The organism is Aeromonas sp. S5(2024) (assembly GCF_041403025.1).
Taxonomy (GTDB): domain Bacteria; phylum Pseudomonadota; class Gammaproteobacteria; order Enterobacterales; family Aeromonadaceae; genus Aeromonas; species Aeromonas hydrophila.
In genome coordinates, this window is the sequence record NZ_JBGLRI010000011.1 from 1 (window position 1) to 15,370 (window position 15,370).

Here is a 15,370-nt window from a genome sequence, read left to right on the forward strand (position 1 = left end):
GGTGTTCCGTATCAGCGTGGCGAGCAATGGCACGGTGACGCTGACGCAGTCGGCGGAGCTGGACCATCTGCCGGAGGACGTGGACAACAGCAACGACAACAACCTCATCAGTTTGGCCAATGGCAAGGTGCTGCTGAGTGCAACCGTGACGGTGGTGGATGGTGACAACGACACCGCGACGGGCACGGTGAGTGCGGACCTTGGTGGCAACATCCGGTTCGAAGATGATGTACCGACAGCTAAAGACAACAGCGTCGTCATCACTGAAGCAGGGTTGCCACCCTTCAACCTGGTGATGGTCATCGATACATCAGGCAGCATGTTGTGGCAGATCGGTACGTCGACAAATGGTTCGCCAAATCGCCTGGAGCTGGCGAAGGATGCACTAAACCACATGATTGACTCCTATGTGGCGCTGGGTGTGCCGCTGGTCTTCACGGTCATTGATTTTGCCAGTGGAGCTGTATTGATCCCGCAAACCAGTGATCCTGATGTGGCCAAGGCCAGTATTTCCGGTTTGCCGACAGATGGTGGCGGTACCAACTACAACGCACCACTCGTATTGGCGCAGAATCAACTGACGGCGGATCTGGCGAACCCCGCTTTGGCTGGGTATGAAACCAAGGTCTATTTCCTGTCGGATGGCGCTCCCAACGAGGGGAATGTCCCGGCCGGCTGGACCAGCTTTGTGAACAGCAACAATGTTGAGGTTTACGCGGTGGGGTTGAACGTCAGTGGCAATGCGACGGCGATCGCTCAGCTTGGTCTGGTGGAGGACCATGGGGATGCCGTCACGTTGGTCAACAACATCTATGACCTGGACGCCACACTCCAGGCCACCGTACCGCCACCAGCTACCGGCAATGTGATCACGGATGTGGATGCCAGTGCCGGTGTGGACAGTGCCGGTGCCGATACCCCCGTGACCGTATTGCAGGTCAGCTTTACCGTCAGCAATCCGGCCGCTTATGTCGGGGTCGCCGACAGTGTGAATGGCAATGTGGTGACCTTCCTGGTGCAAGGAGGAACGACCGGCCCCATGACTACACCTCTGGGTGGGCATCTGACCGTGAATGCGGACGGTTCCTACTCCTACACTCCGCCCAATGATGTGGCCGTCGATACACAGGAGACCTTTACCTACACCATTGTGGATGCCGATGGTGACACCTCCAGCGCTCTGTTGAAGATACTGGTGCTGGATACCACTCCGATCACGGCTTCCGTGTTCGAAGATGGCCTGCCTGCCGGTCTGCCTGGCAACAACCCAGCCCTGACCACCGTTGCAGGCTCTCTGGCCCATATGGTGGTCGACAGTATCGGCGTCAACTTCGGCGTCGGCAGTACAGCCGGTTTGCCTGCGTTGACCTCAGGTGGTGTGGCGATTACCTACAGCATCATCCACGGTGTCGGAGTCGATACCCTGGTTGCAGTGGCAGGCAGCAAACCCATCTTCACGCTGGCTGTCGAGGCTGATGGCGATTACACCTTTACCCTGCAGGGCCCGATTGATCATGCCCTGGCTGATGGCAACGACCTGGAACTGAAGGCGTTGAATCTGTCCAGTGCGATCACGGCCCACGAAGGGGTGGATAACGTGACGCTGGTTCGCGACTTCATCGTACAGGTTGAAGACGATGTGCCGGTTGTCATGACTCCGGCCATGGGGGTCATGCTGAATCAGTCCGGGGTGACTGGCATCTTCCTGCTGGATGGTGATGGCACTTTGTCCAACAACTACGGGGGGGATGGTGGTTCAATCCGGTTCGACAGCAGTTTGAATGGCAGCAGCAGTGGCATGACCTCGGGCGGTTTACCTGTCACCTATACCCTGTCTTCGGATGGCATTACGCTGACTGCCGCAACGGCGGCGGGTACTGTGTTCATTGCCACCCTGCAACCTGCATCCGGGACCTATCAGGTTCAGATGATTGGTGAGGTCGATGGCGGACAGACCACGATCGACTTCAATGGTGGTGATTACAACTTCGTCGGTGGTAATGCTTCCTGGGCCGGCTTTAATACGATTGCGAATGACAACAGCAAGGATCTGCTGTTGACGGCGATGACCAATGGTGCTGATGGTGGCACCGTCAACACTTCTGCTAATACGGGGGGGATTAGCAGTGGGGCATCGGTTGGATCTGGTGAGGCGATGCGGATCGACTTTGTCATCGACCTGACAGGTAATCCGGTCAGTGGTGGGTCTTACGGCAACCTGGCCAACCAGACCCATGCCTTTGAAGCCCACTACGATGTGAATGGCGCTTCCGCCCTGTTCACATCAATCAGCAGCGGTGGCTCCAGTGTAAAAGTGGTTGCCCGTCAGGATGTCGATAGTGACAACGATATTGGCGATGGCAACAAGGAGTCGCTGACCGCCGTTGCAATCAGCTACAACGGTTCGACCAGGATCGTCAGCATCGGTGCTGGCATGTCCCAGACTGTGGCGGTGGGAGGCCGCAGCTTTACAGTCAACTTTACTGACGATGATCCCACCTCTGGCGTTGCATATGCCGCGACTGTGGTAGGGGTTGTGTCCAATACCAAGCTGGCGGCCTACACCGCGGATGGCTATAACAGCCTGGAATTCCATTATGCGGCCGGGAGTGACTTCAAAATTGGGGACTTCGGTTCCAGTGTTGCCACTCCCGGGATCCCGGTCAGTTTGCAGCTGCCGGTTACGCTGACGGATGGAGATGGCGACACAGTTCACAGCAACATTGGTCTTAGCCTGCTGCCGGAAGCACCGTTTACCCTGGACTACGACAGTTCTGCCAGCGGTGTGAATGTGACCTTCAACAGCACACAAGGGCACGCCATCGGGTCTGATTTCGGTGACAGCATCACGGGCAACAGTCTGGACAACATCTTGTCCGGCGGCGATGGTGATGACTTGCTGTACGGAATGGGTGGCAAGGATACCCTAGTCGGTGGCAAGGGCAACGACGTACTGGATGGTGGCAGTGGCAACGACACTCTCTACGGGGAGGCTGGTGACGATACCCTGATCGGCGGGATTGGCAACGACATACTGCAAGGAGGCGATGGCAAGGATCTGCTGATCGGTGGTCTGGGTAGCGATACCATGACGGGTGGTGCCGGTAGCGATACCTTCAAGTGGCTTGCTGGCGATGCGGATAGCAGTACCGACAAGATTACCGACTTTACGTTGGGCAATCCGACCAGCGGTGGTGATGTACTGGATCTGTCGGATCTGCTGGTTGGTGTTCCCTCGGCAGCCAACAACAACGATCTGGCGACGGCGCTGGACAACTACTTGAAGTTTGATACTGCAACCAACAAGCTGACCATTGATACAAATGGGCTTACCAGTGGTGGTTCACAGTTGACGGTACAGTTCCAGGGCAGCCTGGATCTGGATCACAGCGGTGGGCTGACGACCAACCACGACATCATCAAGCAACTGCTGGATGACGGCAACCTCAAGGTTGATCCGTAACCAGCCAAGGGGGCCGGGTAATACCTGGCCCCTGTTTTTTGACTGAGGGGGCGGCTAAGATAGCGGCAGTACAGGAGAGGGTCACCATGCAGTCATTTAATTGGGTTGATATCGATGGCATTCGCTATAGCTGGGACGGGCAGGGCAGCATTACCTGTACCGGCCAGTTTGGCTATCATGCCACGATGGAGGGTGATCGGATTGATGCGCTGGATCTGGAGAGCGATGATGGCGAGGTTGCTGGTTCACTGAATGTGGACTTTGCGGCGGCCACTATCTCATTCACGCCAGCCGTGGATACCGCGCCACCCCACATGATGGTGCTGGTCGGTCATGAACAGGGGCAGCAGGAGTATACGTTGCAGAGTTTGAGCGATGTCTGCCTGCAGGATTTGCTCGGCCACTCCGACAACATCGATTGTGCCCCCCTGGTGACCACCACGATGACAGAGCCGGTAGCTCCGCTGGCCGGACATGTTCTGTCGTGGGACTCCTTCCATTTTGATGATGATGTGCTGCTGGGTTCCCGCAGCGCCACGCCACTGGCTGCTACTCATCAGGGGCTGCCGGGTGGCGAGATCAGCATCAATATCGATATGACCAATCAAGTGCTGGATCAGATCCCGCCGTTGCACGATATATGAATCCCATTCGACGACGGGCATAATGACCTCACTCCAATAGATTGAGGTCTTTTTTTATGTGGCGTCCCCTGCTTACCCTGTCTGCTCTGGTTATCAGTGCACCCCTGTTTGCCCTTGAAGTGCCGCAAGCCCCCCATCTGGTGGTGAGTGGTTATGCCGAACAAAAAGCCGAGCCCGACATGCTGACGCTGAATGTCTCCGTAACGGCACTGGAAAAGCAGGGCATCAAGGCCAAGCAGCAGGTGGATGGCAAGGTTGCCGCCTTCTTTGGCCAGCTGGAAGGGCTGGGCATCAAGCGTAGCGATGTTGAGGCGGGCAATCTGGTGATCTCCCCGGAATACCAGTATCCGCAGAACAAGAAGCCGGAACTGGTGGGCTACCGTGCCCAGCGCCAGCTCGCGGTCAAACTCTATCAACTTGACAAGCTGAGCGAGCTGATGGACACCGCACTCAAGGCCGGGCTGGAATCCGTGTCCCAGATTGAGTACGGTCTCAAGGCACCGCAAACCATCAAGGAGCAGGCACGCCTCGGAGCGGTTGAAGATGCCAAAAACAAGGCTGAGTCTCTGGCCAAGGCGTTTGGTATGAAACTCGGCAAGGTTTACAGCGTCGAGTACCGCAACAATAGCCCCATGCCGATCTACAGCCGGGCCCTCAAGGCTGCCGCCATGGCACCTGCCGCTGACATGATGGAAAACAGCTACCAACAGCAGCAGATCACCATCACGGACAACGTGGAAGCCGTCTTCCTGCTGGAATAATCCTGCGCGGCTTTCTACCTGCCTTTTTGCAACAAGCCCGAGCACTCTGTCTCGGGCTTGTTGTTTTTAGACGAGCAGGATACTTGCCAAAGAGAGAGGGCTGGCGATGGCCGCTTGCTGAGCACGAGCTCACAGGGTCATGGTGGACTGAAGAGGGGAGGCGAGTAATGCCTACTTGCGGCGGTAATATCCGGGTAGAAAAAAGCCGGTCAGTGACCGGCTTTTGAGGGACGATGAGGCTGATGCCATCAGCCCAGATTGGCCGCGACGCGAGCCTGGCGCTTCTGCTTGAACTGATAGCCGATGGCCAGCACGATGATCCAGACCGGGATGAGCAGTACCGAGATCTGGATGCCCGGCGTCAGGTACATGATGACCAGGATGCCGGCCATGAAGGCGAGGCAGAGGTAATTGCCGAACGGGTACCAGAACGCCTTGAACTTGGGAACCACGCCTTCGGCTTGCTTGCTCTTGCGAAACTTCAGGTGCGCGAGGCTTATCATGGCCCAGTTGATGACGAGGGCGGAGACCACCAGCGCCATCAACAGCTCGAACGCCTTGCCCGGCATCAGGTAGTTGATGAGTACGCACAGCAGGGTTGCTGCGGCGGAGACGGAGATGGCCACCACTGGCACCCCGCTCTTGTTGGTCTTGAGCAGGCTGCGCGGGCCGTTGCCCTGCTTGGCCAGACCAAACAGCATGCGGCTGTTGCAGTAGACACAGCTGTTGTAAACCGACAGGGCCGCGGTCAGTACCACCATGTTGAGCACGGTGGCCACCAGATTGCTGTCCAGTGCGTGGAAGATCATGACGAAGGGACTGCCACCTTCTACCACTTTGCCCCAGGGGTAGAGGGACATCAGCACGGCCAGGGCGCCGATGTAGAAGATGAGGATCCGGTAGATCACCTGATTGGTGGCCTTGGGGATGCTCTTCTCGGGATTGTCGGCTTCGGCAGCCGTGATGCCGACCAGCTCGAGCCCGCCGAACGAGAACATGATCACCGCCATCGCCATCACCAGACCGCTGATGCCGTTGGGGAAGAAACCGCCCTGGGCCCACAGGTTGCTGACGCTGGCGTCCGGGCCGCCGTTGCCGCTGGCCAGCAGGTAGCCGCCAAAGCCGATCATGCCGATGATGGCCACCACCTTGATGATGGCGAACCAGAACTCCATCTCGCCAAACGCCTTGACGTTGGAGAGGTTGATGGCGTTGATCAGTACGAAAAAGAAGGCCGCCGACATCCAGGTCGGGATCTCGGGCCACCAGTACTGGACATAAATGCCCACCGCGGTCAGCTCGGCCATGCTCACCAGCACGTAGAGCACCCAGTAGTTCCAGCCGGAGGCAAAGCCGGCGAAGTCACCCCAGTATTTGTAGGCGAAGTGGCTGAAGGAGCCGGCTACCGGCTCTTCCACCACCATCTCGCCCAGCTGGCGCATGATCAGGAAGGCGATAAAACCACCGATGGCATAGCCAAGCAGCACGGAGGGGCCCGCCATCTTGATGGTCTGGGCAATGCCGAGAAACAGGCCGGTACCGATGGCGCCGCCCAGTGCTATGAGCTGGATATGGCGGTTTTTCAAACCGCGTTTCAGCTCCTCGCCGTTTTGTTGAAGATCCATTCTTCCTTCCTTACGTCTTCTGAAGTCATTCGTCTGTCATCTCGTCCGTCGGGTCACTCCATGTGACCGTGCACGGCAAAGCGTGCCTGAAACGTGACGAAATCCGTATTTATTTCGTTACAGTGAGTCGCTTTCTGTTTTTTATGGCGACTACCAACGGAAGCAGAATAGTGATAATCCATCGCGGATGCACCTGTTTTCCTCATCATTCGCTGGTTTTTTCGGCGAAAGGCAGGTTTTTAGGGAGTGGTGAAGCTGGCAGGGAAGTGATTGGTTGCATTATGAGCAGTTGGGCGCGGTTTGGTTGACACTATCGGCAATTCCTGTTTTATGAAGCCTCCTTTGCAACAAGGATGCACTTCATGCAACGTATTATTGGCAGTTTGCTGGCCGTTGCGCTGTGGCTCACCGTGTGGCTTTCGCCCCTGCTGCTGACCATGGCGGCGGGGTGTCTGCTGGTGTGGGCCGTGCAGGGTGATGATTATCTGGTGATGCACTTGCGAACGGTCTTGTTGATCGCCGGTGCCATCGGCCTGCTGCCGGCCCTCTGGCTGACCGAGCGGGTACGCCGGCGTCACGGTGTGCTCAACTTCTACGCCATGCTGATGAACAACAGAGAGCTGAACCGCCCGGGCTCCCAGCCCCGCTGAGGTCCAGCCGACAAGCGCCGGATACGGTTGTATCCGGCGCTTTTTTATTGGCGTTTGCCGTGTCGTCAGCTTGCCGGCGGGCAGCGCTGCTCAATAAAGCTGACGGCGCAGGCCGGTGGCCTCGAGTATCTTGGCGCTGATCTCCTCCACCGAGTGGGAACTGGTGTCGAGGAAGCGGATCGCCTCCTGGCGAAACAGCCGCTCGACGCAGGCCAGCTCCTGTTCGCACTGCTCCAGCGAGGAGTAGCGGCTGTTGGCGCGGCGCTGGTTGCGGATCTCGTGCAGCCGCTGGGGAGCGATGGTAAGGCCGAACAGCTTGTGGCGATTGGCCTTGAGGGCAGCCGGCAGATCCAGAACTCCCATGTCCTGCTCGATGAAGGGGTAGTTGGCGGCGCGAATGCCGAACTGCAGCGCCAGATAGAGGCTGGTCGGCGTCTTGCCGCAGCGGGAGACCCCGATCAGGATGATGTCGGCCTCCTCGTACTCCTTGGTGGTGATGCCATCGTCGTTGGCCAGCGCGAAGTTGACCGCCTCGATACGATCGTCATAGAGCTTGCGGTTCTCCATGCCGTGGGTGCGGTGCAGCCTGGGTTCGGCCTTCACTCCGAGCTCGTGCTCCAGCGGGCTGACGAAGGTGTTGAGAAAGTCGTGGCTGCTGGCCTGGGCCTTGAGCACCTCCTCGCGCACCTGATGATCGACGATGGTGTGGAACAAAATGGGGCGTACCCCGGTCTGGCGGAACTGCTCGTCGATGCGCATCCGTACCTGGCGCGCCTTCTCCAGGGTTTCGACAAAGGGGATGGTGATCTGCTCGAAGGCCAGCGGAAACTGGCTCAACACGGCGTGGCCGAACACTTCGGCGGTGATGGCGGTGCCGTCTGAAACATAGAATACGGTGTGCACTGGGGGCTCCTGTGAGGGGGTCGACGAGCTGGCAAGCAAGAAGTATCTCTCGAAACCATATCGTTTTTGTCAACCGGTCTGCCGTGCCCAAGTTGTGAAGTGGCTTGCAAACCTGAGTCGTTACCTTTTTGTGTTGGCATTGTAGAATGTCTGTGTCATTCGACCATCCCCAAATCTTGCTCGGGGATTTTTTTGACAATAAGTAGAAAACGTTTTCATGGTCGTTGGCAACAGTAGAAACAGACAATAACGCACATAAACTGGCGCACAAGGTGCCATGGCGGCACAGTGCCCACCAACCTGGAGACATGCAAGTGCAACAGTACGTACTCTGGTACGAGCAACTCGGAATGCAGGACGTAGAACGAGTTGGCGGCAAAAATGCATCCCTTGGCGAGATGATCAGCAACCTCTCTGGTGCCGGCGTATCCGTGCCGGGCGGGTTTGCCACCACCGCCTTTGCGTTTAACGAGTTTCTGGAGTCAAGCGGCCTCAACGGCAAGATCCACGATCTGCTCGACAGCCTGGATGTGGACGACATCGCCGCCCTCAACCGGGCCGGCCAGCAGATCCGTGACTGGGTGATCGAAGCCCCGTTCCAGAGCGCGCTGGAACAGGCGATCCGGGTTGCCTACGACAAGCTCAGCGGTGGGCTTGACGCGTCCTTTGCGGTGCGCTCCTCCGCCACTGCCGAGGACATGCCGGATGCCTCCTTTGCCGGCCAGCAGGAGACTTTCCTCAACGTGCGCGGCATCGATGCCGTCATGATTGCCGTCAAGCATGTGTTTGCTTCACTGTTCAACGATCGCGCCATCTCCTATCGGGTGCATCAGGGCTATGACCACAAGGGGGTCGCCCTGTCGGCCGGGATCCAGCGCATGGTACGCTCGGATCTCGCCGCCTCCGGCGTCATGTTCACCCTGGATACCGAGTCGGGCTTCAACGACGTGGTGTTCATCACCGGCGCCCAGGGACTTGGCGAGATGGTGGTGCAGGGGGCGGTCAACCCCGACGAGTTCTACGTGCACAAACCGACCCTCAAGGCAGGACGCCCGGCGGTGGTGCGCAAGACGCTGGGCTCCAAGCTCATCAAGATGACCTATTCCGGCGATGCCAGCCACGGCCGCCAGGTACAGATCGTCGACACCGATGAGGCCGAGCGCAGCCGTTTCTGCATCACGGATGCCGAGGTGATGGAGCTGGCCAAGCAGGCCCTCATCATCGAGCAGCACTATGGCCGGCCGATGGACATCGAGTGGGCCAAGGACGGGCAGGATGGCAAGCTCTACATCGTGCAGGCTCGCCCGGAAACCGTGCGCAGCCGCCAGGAGGCCAACACCCTCGAGCGCTTCGCCCTAAAGCAAGCGGGCAAGGTGCTGATCGAGGGGCGCGCCATCGGCCACAAGATCGGGGCGGGCCCGGCGCGGGTCATCTCCTCCATCAGCCAGATGGACGAAGTACAGCCCGGCGACGTGCTGGTCACCGACATGACCGACCCGGACTGGGAGCCCATCATGAAGCGGGCCTCCGCCATCGTCACCAACCGGGGCGGCCGTACCTGTCACGCCGCCATCATCGCTCGCGAACTGGGCATTCCGGCGGTGGTGGGCTGCGGTGATGCCACCAAGCGCATTGAACCGGGCCAGCTCATCACCGTCTCCTGCGCGGAAGGGGATACCGGTTTCATCTACGACGGCGAACTCGACTTCGATGTGGCGGTGACCGAGGTGGGCAACATGCCGCGCCTGCCCATCAAGATCATGATGAACGTCGGCAACCCGGACAGGGCGTTCGACTTCGCCCAGCTGCCGAACACCGGTGTTGGGCTGGCCCGCCTCGAGTTCATCATCAACCGGATGATCGGGGTACACCCCAAGGCGCTGCTGGAGTTCGACCAGCAGAGCCCTGAACTCAAGGCCACCATCGGCAAGATGATTGCCGGCTACGAGAGCCCGCGTGAGTTCTACGTCGCCAAGCTGACCGAGGGCATCGCCACCCTGGCCGCCGCCTTCTGGCCGGAGCGGGTGATCGTGCGGATGTCGGACTTCAAGTCCAACGAGTACGCCAACCTGGTGGGCGGCTGTGGCTATGAGCCTCACGAAGAGAACCCGATGATCGGTTTCCGCGGTGCGTCGCGCTACATCGCCGACAGCTTCCGCCCCTGTTTTGCCCTCGAGTGCGAGGCGATCAAGCGGGTGCGTGATGTCATGGGGCTGACCAACGTCGAGGTGATGATCCCCTTCGTGCGCACCGTAGGCGAGGCGGAGCAGGTGATCGACATCCTGGCCGAGAACGGTCTGCGCCGTGGCGAGCGGGGGCTCAAGGTGATCATGATGTGCGAGATCCCGAGCAACGCCCTCCTGGCAGACAAGTTCCTCGAGCACGTGGACGGCTTCTCCATCGGATCCAACGACATGACCCAGCTGACGCTCGGACTTGACAGGGACTCGGGCCTTATCGCCCACCTGTTCGACGAGCGCAACGAGGCGGTCAAGGCGCTGCTGGCGATGGCCATTGCCGCCGCCCGCAAGGCGGGCAAGTACGTGGGGATCTGCGGCCAGGGGCCATCCGATCACCCGGACTTCGCCGCCTGGCTGGTCGAGCAGGGGATTGACTCTGTGTCCCTCAACCCGGATACCGTGGTCGACACCTGGCTCTATCTGGCCGAGCAGCACAAGGCGAGCTGACACAGGCTGCACAGCCCCCATCAAAATGGCGCCCACGGGCGCCATTTTTCATGGCCGAACCTGACGAAACTGGTCCGATATGGCGGCCAGATGTGCCCAAAATGGCGCGCTGGCGCGTGCTTTTACACTCCGTTACATCTGCTCGCTTTGCAACCGTCCCATAATGGTCGCGCCAGCCCGCTGTACGGGGTGGCAGGTCCGCCGTCAGTGGCAGGCCGGGGGATCACGAGTAGTTTCCTGTCAGCACGGAGGCCAGGACGGCAGATGTCACAGAGCGTATCAAACCAGGTCATCAGACGAATGCTGGGAGCCTGCCAGCAGCAGGGGGGCGATCCCGATGCCATTCTGATGGCGGGCGGCCTCACGTCGTTCGACATCGAGCGGGAGCAGGGCCGGCTGCCGGCCCACAGCCACTACCGGATGCTGCAACTGATGCAGCCCTATCTGGCCAGTTTTCACGAAACCATCCTCTCCTACGACATCGGCCAGCTCTACCAGCACTATCCACCCCTCATCAGCCTGTGCCTGAACCAGCCCTCGCCGCGGGCGGCGCTCGAGGTGCTGCTGGCCTATCGCCCCATCATCGGCAGTTGTGACGAGCTGCGGGTGCGGCGGGGGGCGCAGGCCAGCCAATACCTGTATGTCAATCAGGGGCCTGCCAGCCTGGGGGCGAGTCAGGCCATCCCCAACTTCATCATGCTCTACCGGATTTTGCGGGTCTATCTGGCGGATCCTCGGGTCTCGGTGAGCTTCACGGGGCGGCCGCCACCGCGCCATCAACTGCTGGATCAGTTCTTCGCTACTCGCTGCCGCTGGGAGCAGGGGGAAAACACCCTGACCATCGACAATGCCCAACTCGATTGCCCCAGCCACTGCTACAACGAACCGCTGGGTCATCTGCAACTGGCCCAGCTGGCGCAGATCTGCGCCGGCATCGCCGAGCGGGCCCCTTTTGCCTATCTGGTGGGGGAGCGGATCCGCCACAAGATCCGGGAAGGGGAGCTGGAGAGCGACGAGAGCCTGCTCAAGGAGGTGTGCGCGGCCATGAATGTCAGCCGCTGGACCCTCAATCGCAAATTGCAGGGGGAGGGGAGCAGCTTCTCCACCCTGCTGAGGGAGGCGAGGGTGAGCGAAGCCTGCCGCTTGCTGGGTGAGGGGGATCAACCGCTGCAGAACATCAGCGATCGGGTCGGCTTCTCGTCCCAGAGCGCCTTCAACCGCTTCTTCAAGGCCAACACCCGGATGACGCCGCTGGCCTATCGCAACGCCCGCCAATAAGAACGGGACCGGCGCAAGGCCGGTCCCGTGGTCGGGTCATTGTTGGGCAACTGTCGGGCAAGGCCGGGCTGGGTGCCCGGCCGTGCCTGCCTCTGTTAGCGGGTGATTGTGGTGACGCTGGCGGGATCCACCCCGGCCGGCAGTGCCAGTGCCCCTGGCGTGGTGTTGCTCACCATGATCTCCTTGCTCACAGTGAAGCTGACCGGCGTGCTGGCGGAGACATCCGACGAGGGGCTGATGTAGGCGCTGTAGCGACCCGGCTCCACGATCCACTGGTTGCTGGCCTCATCGAAGCTGGCGAGGATGCTGGCCGGAATGGTGAAGCTCAGCTGTTCGCTGGCCCCCGGTGCCAGCTGCTCCGTCTTGGCAAAGGCCTTGAGCTCGATGAGCGGTTTCTTCAGCTTGACCTCGGGGGCGGTCACATAGACCTGGGCCGCCTCCTTGCCTGCCACGGCGCCGGTGTTGGTGATGGTGGCGGTCAGCACCAGGCTGCCGGCACTGCCGCCCTCCAGGGTATTGCTGGCGATGGCGGGGCTGGTGTAGCTGAAGCTGGTGTAGGAGAGACCGAAGCCGAACGGGTAGGAGACCGCCTGCTCGAAGGTGCTGTAGTAGCGATAGCCCACGTAGATCCCCTCGTTGTAGTAGAGATCGTCCGGTTCGCCGTCCCCGTCGGTGTCCTCACCCGGGAAGGTGCTGGCGGAGGGAACGCTGGCGTAGCTGTGCGGGAAGCTCTGGGCCAGCTTGCCGCTCGGGTTGACCGTGCCGGAGAGCACGTCCGCCACCGCGTGGCCGGTCTCCTGGCCAGCCATGTAGGCCAGCAGGATGCCATCCACCTTGTCGCTCCACTGGGCGGTGTCGATGACGCCGTTGACGTTGAGCACCACCACCACCTTCTTGCCCTGGGCGTGGAAGGCGCTGCTCACCGCGTCGATGAGGGCGCGCTCGTCATCACCGAGCAGATAGTCCCCCTTGCCGCTGCTGCGATCCGCCCCTTCCCCGGCCTGGCGGCCGATGCTGATGACGGCGGCTTGCTGGGTGGCGGCCGCATTGGTGATCAGGGCCGCCAGATCGCCGCTGATTGGCGCCTCGGCGCAGGTGTAGTAGCCCTTGGCGCCAAATTGCCCCTCGTGATAGACCTTGTTGTTCTCGTAAAAATCGCGGTAGTAGCTCTGCAACGCCTCGTTGACCGGGAAGCGTGCCGCCAGTCCCTGCGCGATGGTGGTGGTGCTGGCGGCGTTCACATCCCCGCTGCCGGTGCCACCCTTGTAGGTGTTGATCTGATTGATGCCAAAGCTGGCCAGCGTGCTGCTTGCCGCCAGCGGCAGGGCCGCGGCGTCGTTGCGCAGCAGCACCATGCTCTCGGCACCGGCCTGACGGGCCAGTTTGGCGTGGGCGGTCAGATCCGGGCTGTTGCTGATGGCCAGCTGGTTGTAGGAGGGGCTCTTCATCACCTGGGTCAGGATGTGGATGGCGGCCTCGTTCACCTTGGCCTCGTCAAGATCGCCGTGCTCGATGGATTGCTGCAACTGCTCCTTGACGTTGCCAGGCTCGATCAAATCCTGTCCCGCCAGCACCTGCTTGTAGGCGTTGTTGGCCACATCGCCAGCAAACCAGTCAGACATCACCAGACCGTCGAACTTCCACTCGCCGCGCAGCAGGTCGGTCACCGCATCCCTGCGCTCGTTGACATAGGTGCCGTTGACCTTGTTGTAGGAGGTCATCACCGCCCAGGGCTGGGCCTCGTCCACCGCTATCTGGAAGCCGCGCAGGTAGATCTCGCGGAAGGTTCTCGGTTCGCCGATGTCGTTGATCTGGTTGCGGTTGGTCTCGGAGTTGTTGCCAAAGTAGTGCTTGATGGTGGTGCCCACCCCGTTGCTTTCCACCCCGTTGACCATGGCAGCGCCGATTTTGCCGGTGAGCAGGGGGTCTTCCGAGTAGTACTCGAAGTTGCGGCCATTGAGCGGGTTGCGCTGGATGTTCATGCCCGGGGCCAGCAGGATGTCGACCCCGTACTGGCGTACCTCGTCCCCCATGGCTTCGCCGACGGCCTTGACCAGCTTGACGTCCCAGCTGGAGGCGAGCAGCGAGCCGATGGGCCAGGCGGTGGCGTAGTAGCTGGCGCTGTCACCGTCGCGGTTGGCGTTGATCCGCACCCCGGCCGGCCCGTCCGCCAGTTTGAGGGCCGGAATGTCGATGCCGTCCGCGCTGCGCAGCACGCCGTTGATGTAACCCGCCACGCCGGGCACGTCCTGCTTGACGTTGATGGCGCCGTTGGCACTGCCGTAACCGGGGCCGGAGAGCAGGTCCAGCTTCTCGCTCAGGGTCAGCTTGGCCACCATGGCCTCGGCCTGGCCGCGGTAATAGGCATCGTCCTTGACCAGGGGATCCGAGTCATTCTGGTTGCAACCGACCAGCAGGCCGGCCAGCGCCAGGCTGACACCCAGTGAAACCGCTTTCAATTTTGTGGTGATAGGCATGAAGACGTCCTCGTAACTGTCTGAATAAAAATAAAAAGGAGATATCGACACCGGGTGGAAGGCATCCGTCCGGGCTGGGCCGCTCTGCTGGCGGCTGCCATTGGATATCGCAAGGAAGGCCGAACGGGCCCGTGGGCAGACGTTTGGCTGCAGGCAGGTTAACAAGCCGGGCGATGGCCGCCTTGCCCCGGGGGAGCGAGAAATGTGCCGACGGGAGCAAGGGGGCCGAGTTGTGAGCAAGGTCGCATCGAAAGGCGGTGCCAAACCAAGGGCTGAAAGTGACAAGAGGGGAGAAGGGCAGGGGAGATTGGGAAAACGGGTGGCCTGATGGTCACTGAGGATGACTGCGAGCAACGCGCGAGGGGGCCGGCGGCCCCCTCGAAGATCAGCTGATATGCCCGGGCAATGGCCCGGGACGGCTCACTTGGGCTGTTTGAGGGCCCCGGCGAGTTCAATCTGCACCTTGACCCCCTCCTGCTTGAGCGCCGTGGCGACGGCGTTCAGATCGGTGCCCGGCTTGGCTTCCAGCAGGGCGATGCCGCCGCTGCTCTGCTTGAAGCGCAGGCCGTGACGGCTGGCCAGCGCGCTGGCCTGGTTGTCATCGGCTTCCACCAGCAGGGTGCCGCTGGCGGTGAGTTCCGGGCTGGCCACCCCTTGCAGCAACACGTCGCCGCTGCGCAGGGTTTGCCGGGGCGCCTTGCCGTCCGCGCTGCGGGCGACCCGCTGCTTGCTGCCGTTGTCCGGGGTGAGGTAGGTCTGACCGTTCACCTCAATGGTGCGGTACTGCTTGCCGTCGATCACCACCGACTCATCGGCGGCGTGCACGCCGGCCGAAGCCAGGAGGCCGGCCAGGACCAGGCCGAGTAAGCTGTGTTTCATCTT

At 60.7% G+C, this 15,370-nt stretch carries 10 protein-coding genes; 6 read left to right on the forward strand and 4 right to left on the reverse strand.

The genetic code is table 11. The features are described 5' to 3' along the window. The first annotated feature begins 1 nt into the window (after position 1). The 3 genes from ACB032_RS18435 to ACB032_RS18445 all read left to right on the forward strand — a co-directional run bounded on the left by ACB032_RS18435 (position 2) and on the right by ACB032_RS18445 (position 4,868). On the forward strand, positions 2-3,463 hold the full coding sequence (locus tag ACB032_RS18435; protein ID WP_371138506.1) for a type I secretion C-terminal target domain-containing protein: 3,462 nt from the start codon (positions 2-4) through the stop codon (positions 3,461-3,463). Between the two features lie 86 nt (positions 3,464-3,549). After that, complete coding sequence (locus ACB032_RS18440; RefSeq protein WP_371138507.1) at positions 3,550-4,107, forward strand: hypothetical protein; 558 nt, start codon at positions 3,550-3,552, stop codon at positions 4,105-4,107. A gap of 56 nt (positions 4,108-4,163) precedes the next feature. After that, complete coding sequence (locus ACB032_RS18445) at positions 4,164-4,868, forward strand: SIMPL domain-containing protein (protein WP_026080064.1); 705 nt, start codon at positions 4,164-4,166, stop codon at positions 4,866-4,868. Between the two features lie 248 nt (positions 4,869-5,116). Here the strand turns inward: ACB032_RS18445 and ACB032_RS18450 are convergent, their stop codons facing one another. Beyond that, entirely contained in the window at positions 5,117-6,493 is a 1,377-nt protein-coding gene (locus tag ACB032_RS18450) for an amino acid permease (RefSeq protein WP_010633582.1), read from the reverse strand. Between the two features lie 362 nt (positions 6,494-6,855). On the opposite strand from ACB032_RS18450, the gene ACB032_RS18455 reads away from it, so the two are divergent. Next, complete coding sequence (locus ACB032_RS18455; protein ID WP_017407966.1) at positions 6,856-7,143, forward strand: hypothetical protein; 288 nt, start codon at positions 6,856-6,858, stop codon at positions 7,141-7,143. 90 nt (positions 7,144-7,233) lie between these two features. On the opposite strand, the gene ACB032_RS18460 is transcribed toward ACB032_RS18455, so the two are convergent. Continuing rightward, a complete protein-coding gene (locus tag ACB032_RS18460) occupies positions 7,234-8,046 on the reverse strand; it encodes a pyruvate, water dikinase regulatory protein (protein ID WP_005302533.1) in 813 nt (270 codons plus the stop codon). 308 nt (positions 8,047-8,354) lie between these two features. Between ACB032_RS18460 and ppsA the strand changes: the two genes are divergently transcribed. Beyond that, positions 8,355-10,733 carry a phosphoenolpyruvate synthase gene (gene ppsA / locus ACB032_RS18465; protein WP_371138508.1) on the forward strand — a complete coding sequence of 793 codons (2,379 nt, stop codon included), beginning with the start codon at positions 8,355-8,357 and terminating at the stop codon, positions 10,731-10,733. Between the two features lie 300 nt (positions 10,734-11,033). Further along, positions 11,034-12,011 carry a helix-turn-helix domain-containing protein gene (locus ACB032_RS18470; protein ID WP_371138564.1) on the forward strand — a complete coding sequence of 326 codons (978 nt, stop codon included), beginning with the start codon at positions 11,034-11,036 and terminating at the stop codon, positions 12,009-12,011. Positions 12,012-12,106: 95 nt separating this feature from the next. On the opposite strand, the gene ACB032_RS18475 is transcribed toward ACB032_RS18470, so the two are convergent. After that, positions 12,107-14,488 (reverse strand): beta-glucosidase, encoded by a 2,382-nt coding sequence (locus ACB032_RS18475; RefSeq protein ID WP_371138509.1) that lies wholly within the window; start codon positions 14,486-14,488, stop codon positions 12,107-12,109. Positions 14,489-14,908: 420 nt separating this feature from the next. Next, on the reverse strand, positions 14,909-15,367 hold the full coding sequence (locus tag ACB032_RS18480; protein ID WP_371138510.1) for a hypothetical protein: 459 nt from the start codon (positions 15,365-15,367) through the stop codon (positions 14,909-14,911). Positions 15,368-15,370: the final 3 nt, after the last annotated feature.

Bases quoted from the DNA above. Each gene is read 5' to 3' on its own strand.
- ACB032_RS18450 (WP_010633582.1), bottom strand. From the start codon at position 6,493: ATGGATCTTCAACAAAACGGCGAGGAGCTGAAACGCGGTTTGAAAAAC.
- ACB032_RS18475 (WP_371138509.1), bottom strand. From the start codon at position 14,488: ATGCCTATCACCACAAAATTGAAAGCGGTTTCACTGGGTGTCAGCCTG.
- ACB032_RS18440 (WP_371138507.1), top strand. From the start codon at position 3,550: ATGCAGTCATTTAATTGGGTTGATATCGATGGCATTCGCTATAGCTGG.
- ACB032_RS18455 (WP_017407966.1), top strand. From the start codon at position 6,856: ATGCAACGTATTATTGGCAGTTTGCTGGCCGTTGCGCTGTGGCTCACC.
- ACB032_RS18480 (WP_371138510.1), bottom strand. From the start codon at position 15,367: ATGAAACACAGCTTACTCGGCCTGGTCCTGGCCGGCCTCCTGGCTTCG.
- ACB032_RS18470 (WP_371138564.1), top strand. From the start codon at position 11,034: ATGCTGGGAGCCTGCCAGCAGCAGGGGGGCGATCCCGATGCCATTCTG.
- ppsA (WP_371138508.1), top strand. From the start codon at position 8,355: ATGCAAGTGCAACAGTACGTACTCTGGTACGAGCAACTCGGAATGCAG.
- ACB032_RS18445 (WP_026080064.1), top strand. From the start codon at position 4,164: ATGTGGCGTCCCCTGCTTACCCTGTCTGCTCTGGTTATCAGTGCACCC.